Genomic DNA, 20,063 nt, shown 5'->3' with positions numbered 1-20,063 from the left:
ATCCTTTATTACTTCATTAATGCCGGAATAAACATTGCCCAACCTAATTTATTGGTCGCTTTACATTGCATGCTTAGTGTTTTGTACTTTGCAGTCTGGCCAGCGTATAACTGATCGCAGTTAGCAAGTAACTGAGTAAAGTTTCGATTGTGATCAGCTAGAACACGCGGAGCTTCTTCATTATTAATATATTTAGAAGCAAGGCTACCAAGCTGACTTGCGCGGTTATAAACATTTGTATAGCAATTTAGGTGTTTTGCATCAAATGGATCGTTAGAAACCGCAGCACATTTAACGTTTACTAAGCGCAGTTTTTCAAGTTCAGCACGAATAGAGTCTGAGCTAGTATTAGCACTAGCATTAAAAGATGCACATGCTAAAAGGCTAAAACCCAATAAAGACAAAAATCTGTTTTTCATAATATTTCCTTTAATTGCTCTATTAAGGGTATTCAGAATAGTAAGGGCATAAACGCATAACAATACCTTCAAATGTAACGGCTTCAGCTAAAGTCACAACACCATCTCGAGGGTTTCTATCGAGGTTTCTGTTCGCATTATATTCACGACTAGGGCTTTTATATGGTCCACCTAAAACTAGAGCATAAAACCCAGCTATTGTTTTATTATTATAGTCGCTTTTACGTTGTCGTGCTTTTACTGCAAGATATAAATCTAATAATTCGACTTGTTGTTGAGCACTCAGTGTAGTGATTTGCTTAGGGTTTGATTTAATTGAAGCTGGTATTCCTCTCGCTGTTAAATCTGAAGCATTAATATCTGTTATACCAATTTTAGTCCATTGACTTAAACCATATGCACCAGCGTTGTTGTCAATTTTAAGATTAAAACCGGCAGATTCAAAACCAAGAATAGCTGCAACGTCATTAGGGTTATAACCATGTTTTAAAGAAACACGTTTAATACCATCTTTAACCGCACCAAAAGCACCTGGTATACCCCAACCACATTTACGATCTGGAGTACCTTGTCCACCTTTTAAGATTTGTGCATCTGAATAAACTTGCCCGTTTCCACCTTCCTCAAAAAGCTGTTTCATTTCAACTACTGCTACTTCAGGAATAACAGTTGGTTGTTCAGCTTTCGTATAAAGTTCATCTACACGGCCAGAATAGCGTTGAGTTTCTGACGCTGTATAAGCTGCCAAAAGAGCCTCTAAGCGTTCATTTTGTTTATGGATCTCTTTAGTCAAATAGTTTTGTGCATTGATAATGTTTAGCTTTTCAATCAAAAGCCCCATCATCGACATAGTTGCTAATTCATTAAACCATTTAGAGTTGCCATAACGTCCAGTACCAATGTTTTCAATTAATTCTGCTGGCGTAGAATTAAGTGCACCAATATCAAAACCCACATCATCAGCCGTACCACCAAAAATAGTTCTAGGCGGTGCATATTGAGCAACATCATTTGCATAAATGGTACCGCTTGCAGCTGCTTCAGGTGAGATAGTACCGTCAGCAATCATTTGAGCGACTTGCACTTGTGCAGATCCATAAGCATCCATCGAAACATCGCCACTAAATGCAAGTGCTGGAAGCTTTTTGCCTTGTTTTACTGCAATGCCATCTACCGATGAAGAAACGGGGAGGGTGATTCCTGTTGATGATGAATATAAGGCATTCCATTGAGTCCTAATGGTGTTACCCAAGTACGGTGTGTATTTGTTTTCTAATGCTTGTCCTTGTGGCGAGACACTAATCACAACGTCTTGAGGTAAATATGGCGTAGGATCTGTTAACTTATATTCAGAACTACCCACATATGGCGCAGATCCTTTAACGCGTTGCTGAAGTGCAATGGATGGATTTTTAAAAACTTGATCTAAGTTTTTATTCAGCCAAACATCTAGCCCACGTTTTGCCTTTACACCATATTCAATGTGCAAATGCACGGCACATGAACCACAGCCTTTATTTGACATGTGTGCGATGTTTTGACCAGCTTGAATACGTTGACCAGGGTAAGCGTTATATTTTTTTTGATACGATGGATCAGTATGGCGATACATGATTCGATCGCCAGTATCCATCTGCATAATTAGTGGGTTAGTGGTTGATTGGTTGCTTGCACCAGATGAACGTGTGTCATAAGAGATAATAGAACCTGAACCAATTGCTTTAAGTGTAAGGTCATTAGGATTCGCACGACTAATATCAATACCGTTATGACTACCAGCAGCGCCCCCTCGCAAACGAAATTCACCAAAACGACCAGCACTACGGCGCCCATCATTCGGCATGATCGAATATTTATGGAAAATCATTTTTTGAGCGTTGTTAGGAACTTTTGCCGTATTAGCATTTGTAGCGGTTACGTTTTCAGAAATAGGATCGGCGTTAGCGGTATAAATAAAAGCCGAACAAGTCACTAAAATTGCGACTTTAATGCCACAGCTCAAGGGCTTTAATTGAAATGAGGGTTTAAATTTCATAAGTGAATCGCCAGGCTTAAAGGAAGTTCTTAAAATAAATTAACTTCTTATTAAATGTCCCTAATAGCTAAGTGGACGGATTAAGTATATACGATTAAATACTTATTTTATACTTTAAAAAAAGTTTTTAGGTTTTGTTTTAAGATAGTATATACATATAGCGTTAATCTTATTGATAGGTTTAAGAATAAGGTTACATGGTTTTAATATTTTAATTTAATAAAAGTAGTGAGGTATCTAAATATGTTAAATCACGCACACGTTTTAAGCGCTACTTTCGACCAAGCGATTGACCGTGCTTCAATGGGATTAGACTTTTTAATCCAAAACAAAGTACACATGAAGAATGAAAATGCCTTGTTAGCTCACATTGAAATGCTAGAAAACAGAATCAAAGGTATTACAAATCAGTACAACGAATTGGTTGCTGAAGCGAACGCACACATTGATGACGTTACAAGCAAGCACAATGAGCTGGCGAACAAGTACAACAATGTTTGCGCCCAAATGAAAGCAAAAGACATCGAGCTTAATAACAAGCAAATTGAGTTAGAAGAAGAGCGTATCAACAACTTTGACTTACTTGTGCAAAACCGTTCATATAACAATTTGAACCGTGCTTACAGTCATGCAGTTGGTCAGCTAGAGAAAGATCAACAGCAACTTGTTAATATCGGCGTTCGTAGATTTATTTTTAACTCTACAAACAAAAACAACATTCAGAAAATCAACTTTTAATTATGAATATTTTGATAAAAAAAATGGTGCTTATAAAGCACCATTTTTTATTGTCTAGATTTTAAGGTTTACCTTTAAACTTAGACAGAGTTGAACTTAAACCTGAACGCACACGATTAGTCATAGTGCTACGGCCAGAAATATTAGATTTCTTGGTTGCACTAGAACTAGCACCAAAACGTGCATTAGGAGTCGAACCAGTACCATACGTATAGCCAGTACCACTTGCAACATTCACACTACCGAAAGTAGAACCAGTCTTAGATGCTGATGCTTTAGCTACACCACGATTAAACGTAGAAGCTGTTTTTCCGTAAGCATTTGCACCATATAGACCACCACCAGTAGTAGGCGTATTATTTGTACCACTTACACTTGTAGCACCCATACCGAATGTAGATTGACCTTGGCTTGGGGTAGGTGATGTTGGTTTAGCACCAAGACCAGTTCTACCACCCGTACCACCAGTGACACCACTTGGAGTAATACCACCTGTACCACCAGTTGCAGCGCCAAAAGAAGCGGATCTAGCTGGCATGTTTACAGGGCTATATGCAGTCGTACTACCAGTACCGCCTAATGTATTACCACCTGTACCACCATTGCCACCACCACCACCTTTCGGATTATTTGGACCACCCTTACCACCATCAGGACGTCTACCAGGCGGTAAAGGACGGCGAGATGCTGGAGATGGACCAGACAACGTACTTGCAGCGCCACCAAACTTTTGAATAGCTTCTTTTGAGTTTGTTTCACCCCACTGACCGCCATTCAATCCAGAACCAATCCATTGTTGTACTTGGTCAGCAACACTAAATACCAACCCGTAAATCAGGTAGATCGCTGAAGTCATCAAGAATAGATATAAGAAGAACTTCCAGATAAACGTAATCAGCTCAGTAAAGATAACTGTAAACGTATTAGATGAATAAGCGATGCTCATTGCACCTTGGTAGCTAAAGAACATATCAGTAAGCGTAACAAGAGCTGGCCCGATAATAATTTCAGCCATCCAGAAACCAACAATGATAAATATTGGTCGCATGAACAACGTTAATACCGTGACATAACCTTGTGTTTGGCTACCGACAAAAGTACGCTCAGGGATCATGTGCATTAGCGCCCATAAAGGCAAACCACACACAGCGTATAGGATATGGATGATCCAACCTACACAAGCTAGACCAAAGAAGATCATTGGCATATATGGAATAACAACCGCCATCCACACACCAAGAATCGTCAAATACGTTACTAGCTGACCAAGGATAGGAGCAAAGATATTTTCAACGGCATATTCTAAAGCGTTGGTGCCTTCTTCAGTTACGCCCTTAAGCCCTGGTACCCATTGAACAAGAGCAGAACCAGAACGAGCAGTAAGCACGACTAATTTCATGCCGACAACAGTACCTTGAGCCACAGCTTTATAGACTAAGATTGCTTCACCAGTATCTTGAATATTACGGATAACATTCGTATTGCGGTGCAATGTAGTAGGGCTGATATTTGAGCTTGACGAATTATTATTTAATAATTCCGCATCGCCTTTTTCACCGACCAATACACCCATTACCAATGATTTAGTAATGTTTGTTGCCCAAGCAGAACCATATGCCGAAAACTTTTGATCGATGTTGGATACTTTGTTTGAGTCACCACCATCGGTAGACATTGATATTAAGTTGGTAGAGTCGGCAATATCGCCGTTTGCCACCCAATTATTGTTGGATGTAATGCTACCAACAGCATTATCCATTGCAACATAAACGGTGTTATAAATTGCTTCACCTTTTGAGTTGCTCATGATTGCTGAATTCAGTGTAGGAGGGCTGAACGTCCACAAAGGTTCAGTAATATACTTCTCAACAATAGCGCGATATTGACCTACTTTAATACGAGCTTCAGGCGTCATCATCCAACCGCGCTGATTTAGCGTATTAACAACAGTTTGAACCGCAGTATAGCCATTTTCAGAAGTCAGAACATTATTCGTTACGGTATGACTCTTATTCACATAATTATCAACTAGCGCATTGAAAGCATCCATAGCAGCTTTACTAATCGGGAATGTTCCTTCCTGTTCAGTGGCATTAGGGCTTACTTGATATGCGATATACCACTTTTCTAAATCGATAAAGAATTGACGATATAGATTGTTCTTTTCTTGTTGTAACTTAGCTTGAACATTTGCCAAAGCAACGTTGATCTTGTTTTGATCTGATTGGCGAAGTTTATAAACAGGAATGTCCATTAACTCAGCATTAACCGCAGCTGGATTAACAACGTTCATTGAAGCACCGCCACAGATCGGCTCTTTTTTGCCCCCAACTTCTAAACGGCTGTCAGCGTAAGCGAAGTTATAAGTAACAGATGTCCAGTTACTTGCAGTTTTAGCGGTTTTATCAATGTAGTTTTGCTTTTTCTCTACTGCAGTCATGCTAACACCAGGATTAGCATTCGCCCCATAAGCACCATCACTAAAATAGCGCCCGAATGCTGGCGGTAGAGTATAAAACTCTTGGTTTAGAACGTTAATACAATGCAACTGGCGAAGCATAACAGGCGCATTTTTCCTAAATCCAAAGATGTCACGCTGATGATCGTGCGTATCTGACAAACTAGCCGAAGCCATTAAGGATTCGCCTAACGTTCTATTATTAATTGTATTGGATACATTATTTGACCATAGCACCATACCTAGCACGACTACTTGAATGAAACAGTAGCCGGACGCCGTAGGTAAAAGTAAAATAATCGAATATAATATTCGGGAAAACATCGTAGTGACTTTTGAATCTTTCCCGAAAGCTTCACCGTCCTGGGCGCTTTTCAAAAGTGCTGTTAAACCAATACCGATCGCAAAAACCAAAACCAACGACATTGCCACACTAGCTACACCGCCTAATAATATATTAGTGAGTAAACCTGATGATGGTACTGTCGAGGCTGGTCCAGACGCATTGATAAACGCATTGATGAAGTCGTGTCCAAAGATAGATGAGAGAAGAGTAACGGCTTGGTCGCCATCACAATTCGGATTTGTCGATTGACAAAATAAACTCATAGCTAACTCACCGTTTTTCTTAATGCTTCTTATACATCGCTTACTTAAGACGACTAAAAGCAAAGTGTTATAAATTACAAGTTAGACGTTTAACTAAAAGGCTTAATACCTTTTAACCAAAGAATCATTAAAACCATTTTATTACAAATAACAATGGTTTTTAAATTAGCAATAATGTACCACAAAACTGTTATTGGTATATACAGAAAGTTTAAACATGACTTGCTAATTGTTTTAATGATTTAGTTTAAATACAAGAGACTATTATGGATAAAGCAAAGTTTACATCTCACTTAATTTTACTGTCGGAAATTAAGAAATCTGTATCTAAAGATATGGGGAAAGATATAACTGTTTTAGAGTTATCCTACATACTCAACCAAAGCATAAATCCTTTAATGGCAATAACTTATAAAGAAAAACTAGATAAAATAAATACTTTTGAATTAGATCCTATTGAAGTTCTCAAAAAACGGAAGAACCTAAAAATATTAAAAGTATTAAACCTCATGCTTACGTTAAATCTAGACAAAACCATTAAAAAAGACGATATAGAAAGTTACAACGAGTATAAAGACAAGTTTTTAGAGAACATCGCAACAATAGGTTTAGACAGATTAGAGCAAGAAGCGTTAAAGGTACAAATTGAAAATTTATTGAAGTATAATTGGGTATCTTAATACATCTCTTAATTTTAAGATTCTGACTTTAATAAAGGGTTTAAGCCAAATGGAAAACATACAGAACGAAGAAGATATACTTCAAGACGCGACCAGAGCCGTTTTTAATTGTGGCACTAGTTTTAGTGAAGCTAAAGTAGTTTCCCTTACTGACGAGTTTAACCCACAACCTACACTACAAACACAACGAACCAACCTAAAATATATCTACGACAATAAACTACCGAATGAAATTGGACGTCAATTAGCGCAAGAACCAGAATACCAAGAAGAAACACGTTCATTACTTGTTGGTCACTTTAAAGAAATGGCTCTAGAAGATTTAATTGAGCAGCAAGATTACCAAAACCGCTACAAACAAACAGATCCAGAATTGGACCAAGACAATGAATCTGAAAACAATATGGATAATGAATACACATCACGCCCACCAGAGCCTAGACCTTGGTAAGCCTAACCATTAAAAAGAAAATGCCCGAATGATGGGCATTTTTTATATCTACGTAATATCTAGCTTCAAAAGTTCAGATGGATCTATGCGCTGACGGAATGAACATGCGAGTTCTTTTACAATTTGATTTTGATATTGTTTGCGGTCGAATGTGTCAAAAGCTGAAACCTCAATTTCAGGATCAGTGATTGCATTTAGAAGATCCTTGGTTGCATTGAGTGATGCTGTAGGACAAACATAGATAAGGTTAAGCACTGAAGTACGAAGCAAAATATCTAATAAGTGATATTTGGGCGGTTCCAGTTCCTTATCTACATTAGAAAAGTAGTTCACAAGATAAATGTCATTTGATAAATGCAGATTGATATTGTCAATGAGATCTTTGGTAACACCGTCAAGAATGCCATTCACCTTCAACAAAAGTTCAGTGTTTTCTATGTCTTTAATTTTTTGCGTATCGACACGTTCATTAAATAAGTTGTTTAGATTTCTCAAAAACTTTGGTTGTGGCGCCGTAGTTTCAAAATACATCTGATTTTTAATACGGTTCTTCATGTAAGTTTGGATCATCTTAGCTTCAGAAGAAAGAAACTCAATCTTAAACGTGTCGTATGACACTAGATCAATAAATACTTGCTGGCCAGCACCCGACTTAATATCAAACCAGTTCATAAAAATACTGGCTTTGAGTGATTTCAATTGTTTAAGAATAGCCGTCTTCTCAAAATCATTCATATTGAAGTAGCTACTTGAAAAAGTATCGAGATAAAACTTCCATTTATCTTGCACTATATTCCACGCTTGATTAATAGAAATGATTGGAGCATCTATAATTTCATCTTTGATGAATTTTGACAGCTCATATAATTCATTTAAACGTGCTTGGTAGTTGAAGTCTTGAGTAATCACATTCTTTTCTGATGTTGTGGACTCAGAATCCTCAAGATCCGCACCAACTAATAAATAAGCATCGGTTACTTTTGGTGTTTCCTTATTTGACGGTGCTGGTACTGGAGCACTAGAAAGTTCAGTGGAAAAAGTTTCATCATCTTCCGCTGGCGTATACGGCGGTGTAGTCTCTTCATTAGGAGAACGTGCGTCTGTACGTTCAGCAAAAAAGTAAAACAATTCTTCTTGCGGTGCAACTTTAAACGGCATCACATTATTATTGATGATTGCTTTTACAATATGGTTTGCCAGTTTAAGCGTGTAGGATAGGGCATGTATATAAAGCTCTAATGTTGCAAAGTTACTGATATCAACTTCATTAGCACCAAACCAAGATAGGTTACGCAGTTCAAGCCAGCTCGTGAAAGAATCGTGAGAGCTATTAAAACTTAGATCTACGGTCTTGGACAAATAGATAAAAACGCAAAACAAAAACCTATTTTTGTACTCATACTTAAATACATCAGAATCGGTCCAGATCTTATTCTCAATGAGAGCAAGAATGTAATTTAAAAGCTCATGGTGTTTAATCGAATCGATTAAGTTGTCTGGTAATACTTTTAGTTTATTAAGGTGTGGTTTTACAGGTGCATCATTGGATGGTTTAAGGAAGTGGTAGAACAAGTTAAATGTTTGCGTATCATCTATATCAATTACAGGTTCATAATCATCTTCATCTACGTTATTTAGATCCTGTTGAATATCGACTATTTGCCCGGTGTGACCTTCTGAACGGTCAATCTGGCAGATACTAAAAAGAACAGGCAAAACCCCGACAATATTACGGTTGTCAATTGTTTGATAGTGGGTATCAAAAAATATCGTATCAGCTAAAAACGTACCTTTATGATAGTTGAGAAAGAAGAATAGTACGTTATTTAAAGAACGGTGATTTTCACCAGAAGAGGTGTTAGAAATAGCGTTAAAGTCATCGAAAAAAACTAAATTTGTATCCATCTAAAAATACTTTAAACCACACCCTTAAACTATTACTAATAAGCATATAAGTTTTAAGAGAGGGTTTAAAGTTAATTTTAAATATATTTAATGGAGTTTAAGACATGGGGCTTTGTAAGCGCTCTACATTTGATGAAAGGTCAGAAACATCTTGCTCTAAAGTCATTGCCTGGTCTATCGCACGTTTCATTAAATATTCTTGATTAATTTCTTTAGGCTCTTTACGAGTAGCATTCTTTTGTTCTTCTTCTAATTTGAAACGTTCAAAAGCGAAAATAGAACGAATAATACATAAGCTATCTTCAAGTAGGTCTGAATGCACTTTAGGAAAAATTAGATCAGGATCTAAATCAGATGCGACTTGGTTAAACAGCATAAATTGATCGCGATGTTCGATAAGAAATTCATCATATGTACCGAACTCAGATTCGATCATATCTGGACAATTTGCGAGAGTAGAGACTTTCGTATCTTGTGATAACAGAATTGAATCACCTGATGGCGCAACTAAAGCATGAATAGGTTGTTCTGCAATAGGAGCCAACAACACTACAGTAAATGGGCGTGTTTGGTTTTTCATGGTTAGTCCTAATTAATATAAAAAAAGCTTTGGCCAAAAAGTCTATTTTGAAATTTTGGTAGGTTAATGGAATCGAATAGAAGGTCCGTCTCTTTAGTACACTTCTGATTAATTAGATAAATGATATTTTGAAGAAGTGCAATTAATTTAAATGGACTGTTGTATTCATTGAATATGGGTGCAGCAATGCAAAGAGTCTTTTTTCTATCGGTTGATAATGCCCATGGGTTCACCAGGGTAAAGCTCACCTTGGCATTATTATGTTCAATTGGTCGTGCATAAATATCAAGAACATCGGATAAAGTAGATACCTTTAATTCTTTTGAAATGTCAGTAAGAATCTCACTGACTTGAAGCGCTGTTTTATCATGAATATCGCTTATAGTGATGCAAACACCACTATTACTATTCATTAAATTTGCATAAAGAACTTCAATAACCATGGACTCGTCTTTGGATAAATCCTTTAAATTGGCATTGACTAAATCTATGATCCGATCTGATTTTTGTTCAAGTTTAATTTGAAGCAAAAGCGGTTCATTCTTTTTTGAAACAGGGAGTACTTTATAATCGCTAAGATTGTAATTTAACCGCTTCATTTCAGTAATCAGTGTTTCTTTGGCATTATCAAAAAGCTTCTGATCTCTCTTGGTTAAACCAATAACAAAATTTGTAGACATGAGTATATTCATGATCCACAAAGCAGTAGATAAGGATAAAACACTATCCTTAACAACTTCTGAATCTGAATCAGAAAACCCAGATATTTGCTTGATTTTGTCGGTTATCGAAATCATGTGAACCCTTGTTTAATTCGGCATTTTCATCTGAAACTTTGTCAAAAAGATTAGTTTGATTAAGTACGTCTTGGATATTTTTTTGTGGATCATCACTGAGTAAACATTGGAATAGGGCGCTAATTAAAGTAGCAAGTGATGTTCCATAGTCATTGGTACACTTGATTAACTGGCCAGCATCTAAGCAAATTGGTGTTTCATCATCATAAAGCAAGTGTAATTCTGGTGATTCAGCATAAACCAACTTTACATGAGTATCCGTGATGATTAACTCAACTTCTAAGTACTCATTATTTTCAACAAAATATTTAAAGCGCAACATCAATGCATCATCGCCACGTTCTATATATACAATTTGTCGATCGGTCGTATTGGTATGGCTGACGAATCTATTCTCTTTTGTGATCTGATCAATGTAGTTCAAAAAGATGGTTTTGAGTGACGCACTTAAAATACCTTTGGCAGCGAGTTCACTTTTCAAGTAAGGCAGAAAGTTTTCAAGATTTTCATGCAATGGTTTTTGCATTCGATCATCTCCAATGGGATTAATAAAAGGGCATACACATCAAATGTACAGCGACTCAGTTATGACTATTTCGTTACAACAGTTACTTAAAAGACTGCAGACTGTTTGACTTATAAAACTGATACTTTCGCCACACTTTTAATTCAGAAATATCTAACTTGTTTCTAAATCAATATGGCTTTATTTGATTATAAAGCCACATTGAAAGTTTAAATATTTAAAAATTATTTTTAGTATATACCTAAATCTAAGATTTAAAATGGATCTAACTTTTAACTGGCAAACTTTGTTGCTTTGGTTAAAAGGGTTAAGTCTTCATGGAATTGATTTTTTAAAAACCCATAGTTAAAAACGTAACTAATAAAGGTGAAAAACTCTAATTGGTTCGGTATTTTGTCTTCAAGAATACTGACCTCTAATTGCAATGTTCCTGTTGCACGTTTCTTAGAATGAAACTTAAGACCATCAAATGTTTGACCGTAATAAGTTGATATTTCCAAGAAAACTAAACGGAAAAAATAAGGGAAGATTTGAGAAACAACACGCTCAGGATCATCAATTTGAGTTAAACGTCTACCGTTGTGATATTTAAACTTAATACCATCAGCCATACTTTTTTCTACCAACAGGCGAATATAGGCATGACTACGAGTAATCATGCTTTTAAGTGGCGTTTTTGCTTCATGAATATTTTCGTATTGCATTTAGTTATCTCACATCTCAAGTCTTAATTGGTCAGCTTCATTTTCTTTTTCAATCGAAACTTCAGCAATAATTTTTTGGGTATTTTCGTTTTGCAGATCTTGATCAAATATTTCATTCACACAAGTTTCGACTAATTGTTCAGTCAAGTTTCTGCAGATCTCAAACTCTAAACCTTTAGGTTGTACGGTAGGGTAGCCGTCAATTAAAAATGAGTTTTTCATTTCATTTTCATTTGAAACTTTAGAGTACAAATAAGTCTCAAAATAACGAGCAAACATTTCGGTACTGGTCGCGTAATACGGCGTTGCACGATTTTCAGCACTGTCGATATTTAAACAATCCTTTTTATAACGCGATAGATTGTCACTAAAACGAATATCACCTACGTTAACTTCAACGTCTTGCGACTTATCAAAGAAGTTTTGCATTTGAGTATGAGGATTTTTAACTCCCTCAGGCATGTACTTCTCTACCAGGTTATAGAACTTGTATTTAGATGACTCTATCAAGTATTCAGATAGGTTTTGCGATAGTGTTTTTAAATCCACATTCGCTGCGTTCGCAACACCTGTAATTTTTTCTTCCAAACCGGTTGTAGGTAAATGATGTTCTGGCTGGCGCATATCATTAAGTTTTTGCTGATAGCGCTCAAACGACTTAAAGCTTATAGCATTAATGTCAGTGTTAATTTTAGAGACAATGACATCCACCTTGTCTTGAACTGTACTGAAGAAAGATAGGTTTGTATCAGCTTTATATTCACGCTCATACTTCTTCAAGTACTCTTCAATTTTCTCAAACTGACGGCGAATGAGATCTTCATAGTGCTTTTGGTGCCAGTCAAAGAAGCTGTTTAAGGTTTTGCGCGTAGAATTAGGATAATTCTCTTTATTCTTAATCACTTCATCATGCATTGAATCAGCAACAGTGTGGTACGCCTTGATTGCAGTCTCAGCATTCTCATGAAGTACTTGACCGTAATTTTTCATTGGCTGAACTGGCTCATTCATCATCGCACGATGTACCTTTTCAAAAGCACGACCGGACTCAGTAACAGGGGAGTATCCAGCATCCAACATATTTGATAAGAAGTGTCGTGCACCTGGTATCTCAAAATTAGGGATGTCTTCATAATAGTCCTGAAGTACAGAACGATTCATTTGAGCGTGATTTTTATATACTTCCGCTTTTTCCAACATTCCCAAGTGTGCATCTAGCGCATGGCCATACTCATGAGCCAAACTTCCAGATCCGCTATCACGAGTTAAGTTAACCACGTTCTTAGACAGTTCAAAATGCGCTGCAGATCCTTTAATTCCGCGTGAAGCCAAAGCAACACCCAAGTTCAATAAACCATTGTTTGATTTAAAGCCCATGAGTTGTTTTAAGTCAGCCAATGAGTCATACACGGCATTAACCAACTGTTGAGCCACAGGACTAACTTTATTGCCTACTTCAACACCACGGATAGAAAAGTCATCTTTAAGCTTGAATGAATCCACATCGGCACCTTGGCGATGATCAGGACCAGTACGAGAGTAATTTAACAATCCGTAAATACTTGATTGGACTTTTTCAGTCACAAAGCCATTTTCAAGTTTTTTCACTTCACTGGTAAATGACGGCAAACGTGGTGCTTTAGGTGTATTCACAGCTTCAGTCGTTGCTTCTATAACTGGTGCAACAGGATCTTTAACATAAATAGGTGCAGATTCAGCTTTAACTAAACCACTTTCAATCGCACTTTTCAGAACGTATGGTTCAAGCACAGTTGAATATAAGCCAGTACGTTGCATGTTGCTGATCGCATCGCTCACATCTTTAGTGACTTTCGACTTACCGTAAAAATCAAAGATCTTACCTGTTGATAGAATCTCACTGAGTTCTTTATCAATCGTTTTTTCGATGATTTTCTCAAGCTGAACACTGATACCGCCTGTATGTTCTGGCATAATGTAGTACTCATTCAAATTGCTAAGCAATTCGAAGTAGTTTTTGTAGTTGTTCTTGGTACCTTTACTATAAAGCCCGATATAGTCTTTACGTTGGCGATCAGTCATACCAAGACTTTCAGCAGATAAGCTTTTATTGTTTCTTACCGCATGAATCAACTCTTCTTGAGTATCTACCATCAAATTTCTGATGTTAGAAACAACAGCCACATACGCACGTAATTCTGTCGCTCGTTGGCTATCAAGCATCAACGCATTTTTAGAGAATAACGGTTTAGTTGGGCAGTAGTCATACATTGCCTTTACGAATATTTTGTCATCAATACCGAGTGGCGTATTGGTGTACCAAGCTTGGAATTCTTTATTTGCAACGATTTTTGCTTTTCGATAGTCCGTAGCTGTTTGATCGGCTGATGTCGCTGAAATATATTCCAATGAAATGTATTCACCGTAGCGATCTTTATGTGCACCGCCAAACTTGGCACCTACATCACCTAAGTACATAGCAGGGGAGTCACTTGGCTCTACCTTTACATCAACAGGCACATATTTGTCTTTTGGTACCAATTGATCGATAAACGTGAAGTCAGTAAACACACGGTTTTGAAGTTGTAAGACATCTTCAACTGAGCGCATACTTTTAACAGGAAAAACGCACAGAGACTTGTAATCACCGTGAATATCGGACTTATCACCAAAAAGTTTAACCGATGCATATTCATTGTCGGTCGATGGCTTGATGGCCAAAAACAATTTGTGATTTTCAGTTTTGATATACGGCTTTATGTGTGCGGTTTGATCGTATAGAGCACCAAGCGTATTCGTAATCAAAGTTTGGAAATGCAAACTTGCTAACTGTTTATTCTCAAAGTCAGTTTTGTGTTTAATCTGAATTTCAGGCAAGTTAGATAGTGCTAATTGCTCTAAAGTGGTACCGAAATTAACCTTAGATTCGATAGCATTTAAGATTTCGTGACTAAACTGGTCTACATCATCAAAACCAGTAATCAATTGATACTGATAGTCATGAGACGGTATACGAAGAAGCACGGCAGTTAATTGAGGCTCATAGTCCGTATCAACCATAAACAATTGCGGTGTTTCATCTTGTTGAGATGATTTGTTTAGCAACTTGTATTGGTGAACTTTAGGGTTGGAACCTACAAAATGCTCAGCATAAGCCTGTTTAATCGTATCTTGTAATGCTTTGACATGCTCAAGCATGACGGCATTGACTTCATTTAAAGCGGTTAAGGTTTTATATTTTTCTGCAAACGCCTCATTCACGGCGATCTGCTCTAACATAAATCTAGGCTGAATATCCTCAAGTTCTGGATTACCTACACGGTTTAATACAACACTAAATTTGAGCTTATTAATGAACGGATCAGGTTCACCATTGATACCATTGCTAAAAAGTTCTTTAAGATCACTTTTCTGAAGTTTAGAGTTCACCAAATCAAACGGATGAACTTCTTCAAATGCCTGAACATCAAAAACTTTGGTTAAGTTTTTAGGCATGATTGCTGTCTGGCCATCTACATGAGCGATAACATAGGTGTACGCTGGAGAGATGTTGCTCAGAAGCTCAGTGACTTCATTCGGTTTTTTATCGTAGCTAAGATCCTCAAACTTTTCGTATGTTGCAGAATTAAGATTGCTGATGAAATCTAATTTAGAGTTGAAATTAGATGGATGATCAGAAATGTACTGGAACATCTTGTTTGGTAAAGACGTAAACACTTTATTGATTAAAGTTTGCTGACTATCTTTAGCTTTGAAGAAGTTGAGATCTGACTCGTAATATTTTTCAAAAGTGAACTTAGCTGGAGGCATAAACGTCATGCTGTTGCGTGAAGTCGATAACTTAAACAAAGCATTCGCAGACGTTTTAACCGCATCTCTATCATTAAAGCCAGTAGCCTTATGTATATTGGCATCTAGGGAAACTGAATGCCCAATAAACGGCGCATTTTTGTCTTTATGATTGTAGAGGCGTATATACTGAAGATCATTCTTTTGAAACACAGTTATAAACAAATCATGATCAGGGATCTTGATTGCGCCGTGGTGATCTTCATAGTGCTTTACAGCATTTTCTAGCTGAGTGTTAAAGTATTCAGATTCACTATTGAACTGTACGTTCTCTTCTTCAGCTGTTAGAGAAAAATATTTAACGTTATTCTGAAAAGCTACATTAGGTTTGAGAAGATCCTTAATCACCTCAAATTCTTTTTGTACTTCAACATCAAATTTGCCAAAAACTGTACGCTGATTAATATCAATCAGGTTCAGATAGTTGAATAGCTGAATGTTGTTGTAGTTGTGGTTCGGTAGGGCAGTTTTGTTTAACTGGAGCTTACCATCTTCTAACTGCATGCTTTGGACTTGCTTCAAGTCATCTGCAGTCAGCTCTACACCAAAGACTTTCTTAGTTTCTTGTTTGAGCTCTTTATCTTCACCAGCAATCACTAAGGCAGCTAGTTTTTGTGCCTTGTCATAATCGCCATCTTCTAGATATAGGGTTTTTTCAACAAAATACTTGGCAATGTTCGCATACGCTTGATTTGTTGCTTTGTAGCCATCGGTAGACAATGAAAAATGTTTGTTTTCATCAAATTCATTTGATTTAACGGTTTTAACTTTTAAATCGTCAATGTCACCCGTTGGTTTAATCTGAACATAGATTTCATCTGCAGCGAGATCCATGTTCGAGACAAATAAGGTCGAATTTTTAGAATAAAACTGACGTTCGATACTCGACAACAGATCCTTTGCATCTTTACGGTCTTCTTCCATGTCAGACTGCATATCTTCAGCAATCGACTTGATGTTTTCGCCACGGTCATCCTTTGTGATAAATGACCAGTCTTGTTGCGGATATTTGGCTGTTAATGCCTTTTGGAAGCTTTGAACTTCAACAAAGCGATTGAACTGACGGTCCAGACTAAACCCATCTGTATGTGATGAAGTTTTAGCAAGAATATCCTCAGGAACAGAATCAGATTTAGTCTTACGATTGAAGTTTTCACTTGCATTTGGCACCAATAAATTACGGAATAAAATCTCATTTACACCGTTCTTTAAGAATGACGCACTTTTAGTTTGTGATAGAGATTGTTTTAAAAATGCTTCATCAAAGTTTGATTCATCAAGAAGCCGAGTAAACTCTTCAAAATACGCTGAAGCTAATTTATCGTTATTAGCAAGATCAGCCGTGCACAGATCGCTTAACTCTAAACGCTGTACATCTTGCTCTAGCTCTAAAGGCGCAGAAAAATCACCAGCAACAAAATCATTGATATTTTGCTCAACATAATTGTTCGTGCGTGACATCAACATATCAACTGCAGTTTCATTATTCACAAATTCCTGAAGCTCAGGCGTGTTAATTGAAACCAATTGATTGTCGAATTGCTTAGATAGTAATTTGAACAGATCCGCTTTATGTTGATTGCTTTCTACTTCAGATTCAAAACCTACAAATTTGCCGTTTTCATCTTTAGCGTAGTAGAAGCTGTTTTTATTAAACAAAAAGGTATTTGTTGCAGACGTAATGCCAGATACCAAAGTTTCACTTTGCCATAAGACTTTTTTAACTTCATTGTACTGTTTTGAGATCTCAACATTGTGTGTGTCGATTTCGTCAGAGATCGCTTGAATATCATCTACGCTGAAGTTTTTTGTTTGTGTAGCTGAGCGCACGACATCTTGAATTTCAGCATATTTCTGATTTAGATAATCACTATATTGCTTCTCAATTTGTTGAGCTTGTTCAGTAGCCTTAGGAATGACATAGACATCCAAGATCTGTCTAATTTCAAGCATAGACGGCGCGAAATCACGCACCTTGTCATTGCCTCTTGCATCCAATAATTCTTCAGGAAACTTTAAGAGCTCTTTAAGTACGGCAACATCATCAATTTCTGGAGTAGGGAGGTCATTTGCAATGTTGAGTAGATCAGACTCAGTAATAGATGCCTTCTCAGTTGCCTCAAAATTAACATCAAGGTCATTCAAGATCTCGTTAACATTTGATTCATTGAGTTGTTCTTCTAGTTTACGCTGTTTGATTTCAGCAGATTGGTGATCATAGAGCGCATTAAACTTAGGAACGATGTTTACAGAGAATTCAGAGAACTCTTGGCTCAGATCGGCAAAGAAAACTTTACCTGTTGGCATCTGGCGTACCATTTGTTGTAAGACATCATGGCGAAGCATGGCAGCGTCATACACCATCTTATCTACAAGGCGTGTTTCAATACCTTGTTTAGACGCCATCCATGTGCCGTGTTCATCTTTATAAAAAGCTGGAATACCTTGTTTAGCTGATTCTAATAGCTTTGGATACGGCAATTGCTGTTGATTAAACACACGGTCTATCACAACAAGATCAGAAGCTAATTTTTGTACATAAGCATCAACATCTTTAAAGCTCATGTTAAACATTCTGTTGCCACGGCCATGCTCAATCAGCTGATTAAAAGTGGACTCGTATTCATGAGCAAAATGCACCAGGTTAATATTGTCATTTAACCCCAATGCTTCATACGGATCATGAGCAAAGATTTCAGGAATATGGCGCAAGTCATCAATAATCAGTAACGAACCATCTTTTTCGTAATTGACGGGTACTGCAAATGGAGACAACTTAATTTTGGCTAGATTATCTAGACTTTCGCCACTGGCCATCGCCGATTCTTCATCTAGATAGACTTTAGAGAAGATATTTTCATAGCCATAATCTTGAAGACGATTAAAAGGAATTTTTGAAGACTGAAATTGAGCCAAGTAGGATTTGTTCGATTCCTGAAGACTGGTTTTCAGCGTATCAAGGATATTAGATCCATTGTTTAGCTTACTGACATACACTTCAGGGAAAGCAGAAAGGCGTTCGGTCGCTGATGCGAAGTAACTTTTCCAGTTCGGAATGTTCTTCTTAAACGGTAGATTGGTGAGATAAATATCTTCTTGCTTAGTCGGTACTTTCATATCGTTGGTAAACGCTGGAAAGACCTTCTGAAGATCGTTTAGATCGATACCAGACTTTGCCGGGTTCTTATAGTAGTACGCATGAATACCATCATCATTTTGCACTTCATAAAAATGGGCATCCATTAACACTTGTTCAAATTGCTTAGAACTGTTTTGTTCAATAGATTTTTTGAATTGCTCAAATTCATTAACAACAAGCATCGCCGTTTTTGGGCGAAAATTGTTGGCTGGCGATACTACAAGACGCGCACCAAGACCAGTTAAATTAGGCCATTTAACTTCATTCACTTTATAGTCTCCTACTTGGTCACATAGCATGATCCAAGACTTTAAAACGACTCTTACGAGTACTTATATGTGCTTATATTAAACTAAAAAATTAACTTTGAGGGAGGGTTTAGGCGTTATTCTTTAAAATAGTATATACCGAGTAAATAGCACTGTTTAAATACCTATCATTTTTAATAAAACCATCTAAAACCGTGCACTATTCTTTCTTTTTTTATAAATAAAAATGCCACCGTATAGGTGACATCTTGCTTAAAGCTGATGGTTACATTTTAACAAATTCGTTTTTAGCGAGTTCGTCTGGTTGGGTGCCATCTTCTACACCTACAATAATTCCAGTACCACGAATAAAGTAGCCACTATTATTCGGATATTGGACCAAGGTAACATTATGCTCAAGGTTACTTTCTAAAAAGGTAGTGCCGTATCCCCAAAACTTATTTAATCCTTGCCATGGAGCATCCTTAATATAATTGTTTTGGGCATATTGAATGGTGTATTGACCAATTGGAAGAGATATATTGACAGTTTGCTTTTTGGGTACCTGAACAACGGCTCGTAACCTTTTAGTGGCCTTATCTCGAATGATAAACACAGTATCAACATTTTGAGATTCCATTGAAACAGGACCAAAATGTTGTGTGTTTTCCATACTGGAAACATTAATCACTTCTTTTTTAAATGGCATGGCTGCACTATTGGCTACCATTTTTTGATGTTCAGCATAGTCTTTTGCCATTTGTAGACCGTTTTCAGGTTCATTCGGTTGGCCTGGATTGGCTGACTCTACTGATTGAGCTTGTTTCGATATTGCCCGTGTAGCACTTTGAGCAAAGAGATCGACCAATCCGAAATGATTAGCCACAGATATAATTGCAACTGCTAGACCAAAACCAGCAAATTGCTTTGGAATTGCTATTGCCAT

General features: G+C 37.1%; 13 protein-coding genes. 3 read left to right on the top strand and 10 right to left on the bottom strand.

All coding sequences use genetic code 11. From position 1 onward, the window contains the following. Nucleotides 1-8: 8 nt before the first annotated feature. Together ACY3FQ_RS17685 and ACY3FQ_RS17680 are read right to left on the bottom strand one after the other, a co-directional pair. Nucleotides 9-419, bottom strand: a complete 411-nt coding sequence (locus tag ACY3FQ_RS17685; RefSeq protein WP_005005820.1) for a hypothetical protein — start codon at nt 417-419, stop codon at nt 9-11. A gap of 22 nt (nt 420-441) precedes the next feature. After that, nucleotides 442-2,454 carry a peptidoglycan DD-metalloendopeptidase family protein gene (locus ACY3FQ_RS17680; RefSeq protein WP_099143561.1) on the bottom strand — a complete coding sequence of 671 codons (2,013 nt, stop codon included), beginning with the start codon at nt 2,452-2,454 and terminating at the stop codon, nt 442-444. A 243-nt stretch (nt 2,455-2,697) separates the two neighbouring features. On the opposite strand from ACY3FQ_RS17680, the gene ACY3FQ_RS17675 reads away from it, so the two are divergent. Continuing rightward, the gene (locus ACY3FQ_RS17675; RefSeq protein ID WP_042893415.1) at nt 2,698-3,192 is read left to right on the top strand and encodes a spectrin repeat-containing protein; all 495 of its coding nucleotides are present in this window, start codon (nt 2,698-2,700) and stop codon (nt 3,190-3,192) included. A gap of 61 nt (nt 3,193-3,253) precedes the next feature. Here the strand turns inward: ACY3FQ_RS17675 and ACY3FQ_RS17670 are convergent, their stop codons facing one another. Continuing rightward, nucleotides 3,254-6,259 carry a DotA/TraY family protein gene (locus ACY3FQ_RS17670; RefSeq protein ID WP_005028667.1) on the bottom strand — a complete coding sequence of 1,002 codons (3,006 nt, stop codon included), beginning with the start codon at nt 6,257-6,259 and terminating at the stop codon, nt 3,254-3,256. Nucleotides 6,260-6,525: 266 nt separating this feature from the next. Here ACY3FQ_RS17670 and ACY3FQ_RS17665 point away from each other — a divergent pair, with 266 nt between their 5' ends. Both ACY3FQ_RS17665 and ACY3FQ_RS17660 read left to right on the top strand, forming a co-directional pair. Beyond that, nucleotides 6,526-6,939, top strand: a complete 414-nt coding sequence (locus ACY3FQ_RS17665; protein ID WP_005028668.1) for a hypothetical protein — start codon at nt 6,526-6,528, stop codon at nt 6,937-6,939. A 49-nt stretch (nt 6,940-6,988) separates the two neighbouring features. Then, nucleotides 6,989-7,390: a hypothetical protein gene (locus ACY3FQ_RS17660; RefSeq protein WP_005028669.1), complete on the top strand. Its 402-nt coding sequence runs from the start codon at nt 6,989-6,991 to the stop codon at nt 7,388-7,390. Nucleotides 7,391-7,438: 48 nt separating this feature from the next. On the opposite strand, the gene ACY3FQ_RS17655 is transcribed toward ACY3FQ_RS17660, so the two are convergent. From ACY3FQ_RS17655 to ACY3FQ_RS17625, 7 genes are all read right to left on the bottom strand, one after another. Beyond that, complete coding sequence (locus ACY3FQ_RS17655; RefSeq protein ID WP_125272077.1) at nt 7,439-9,295, bottom strand: phosphohexomutase domain-containing protein; 1,857 nt, start codon at nt 9,293-9,295, stop codon at nt 7,439-7,441. A 97-nt stretch (nt 9,296-9,392) separates the two neighbouring features. Continuing rightward, on the bottom strand, nt 9,393-9,875 hold the full coding sequence (locus ACY3FQ_RS17650; RefSeq protein WP_005028671.1) for a hypothetical protein: 483 nt from the start codon (nt 9,873-9,875) through the stop codon (nt 9,393-9,395). Between the two features lie 8 nt (nt 9,876-9,883). Beyond that, nucleotides 9,884-10,672 carry a hypothetical protein gene (locus ACY3FQ_RS17645; RefSeq protein WP_005028672.1) on the bottom strand — a complete coding sequence of 263 codons (789 nt, stop codon included), beginning with the start codon at nt 10,670-10,672 and terminating at the stop codon, nt 9,884-9,886. Further along, complete coding sequence (locus ACY3FQ_RS17640) at nt 10,626-11,198, bottom strand: hypothetical protein (RefSeq protein WP_005028673.1); 573 nt, start codon at nt 11,196-11,198, stop codon at nt 10,626-10,628. Before ACY3FQ_RS17640 ends, ACY3FQ_RS17645 begins: the two co-directional genes overlap by 47 nt. 272 nt (nt 11,199-11,470) lie before the next feature. Next, on the bottom strand, nt 11,471-11,902 hold the full coding sequence (locus ACY3FQ_RS17635) for a hypothetical protein (protein WP_005005806.1): 432 nt from the start codon (nt 11,900-11,902) through the stop codon (nt 11,471-11,473). 9 nt (nt 11,903-11,911) lie between these two features. Next, nucleotides 11,912-19,138, bottom strand: a complete 7,227-nt coding sequence (locus tag ACY3FQ_RS17630) for an LPD1 domain-containing protein (protein WP_227504984.1) — start codon at nt 19,136-19,138, stop codon at nt 11,912-11,914. Between the two features lie 265 nt (nt 19,139-19,403). Next, on the bottom strand, nt 19,404-20,063 hold the full coding sequence (locus tag ACY3FQ_RS17625; RefSeq protein ID WP_005028677.1) for a hypothetical protein: 660 nt from the start codon (nt 20,061-20,063) through the stop codon (nt 19,404-19,406).

The organism is Acinetobacter sp. AB03 (assembly GCF_058107045.1).
Note: the sequence above shows the minus strand (reverse complement) of the source record. Positions and strands in the feature narration are given on the sequence as shown.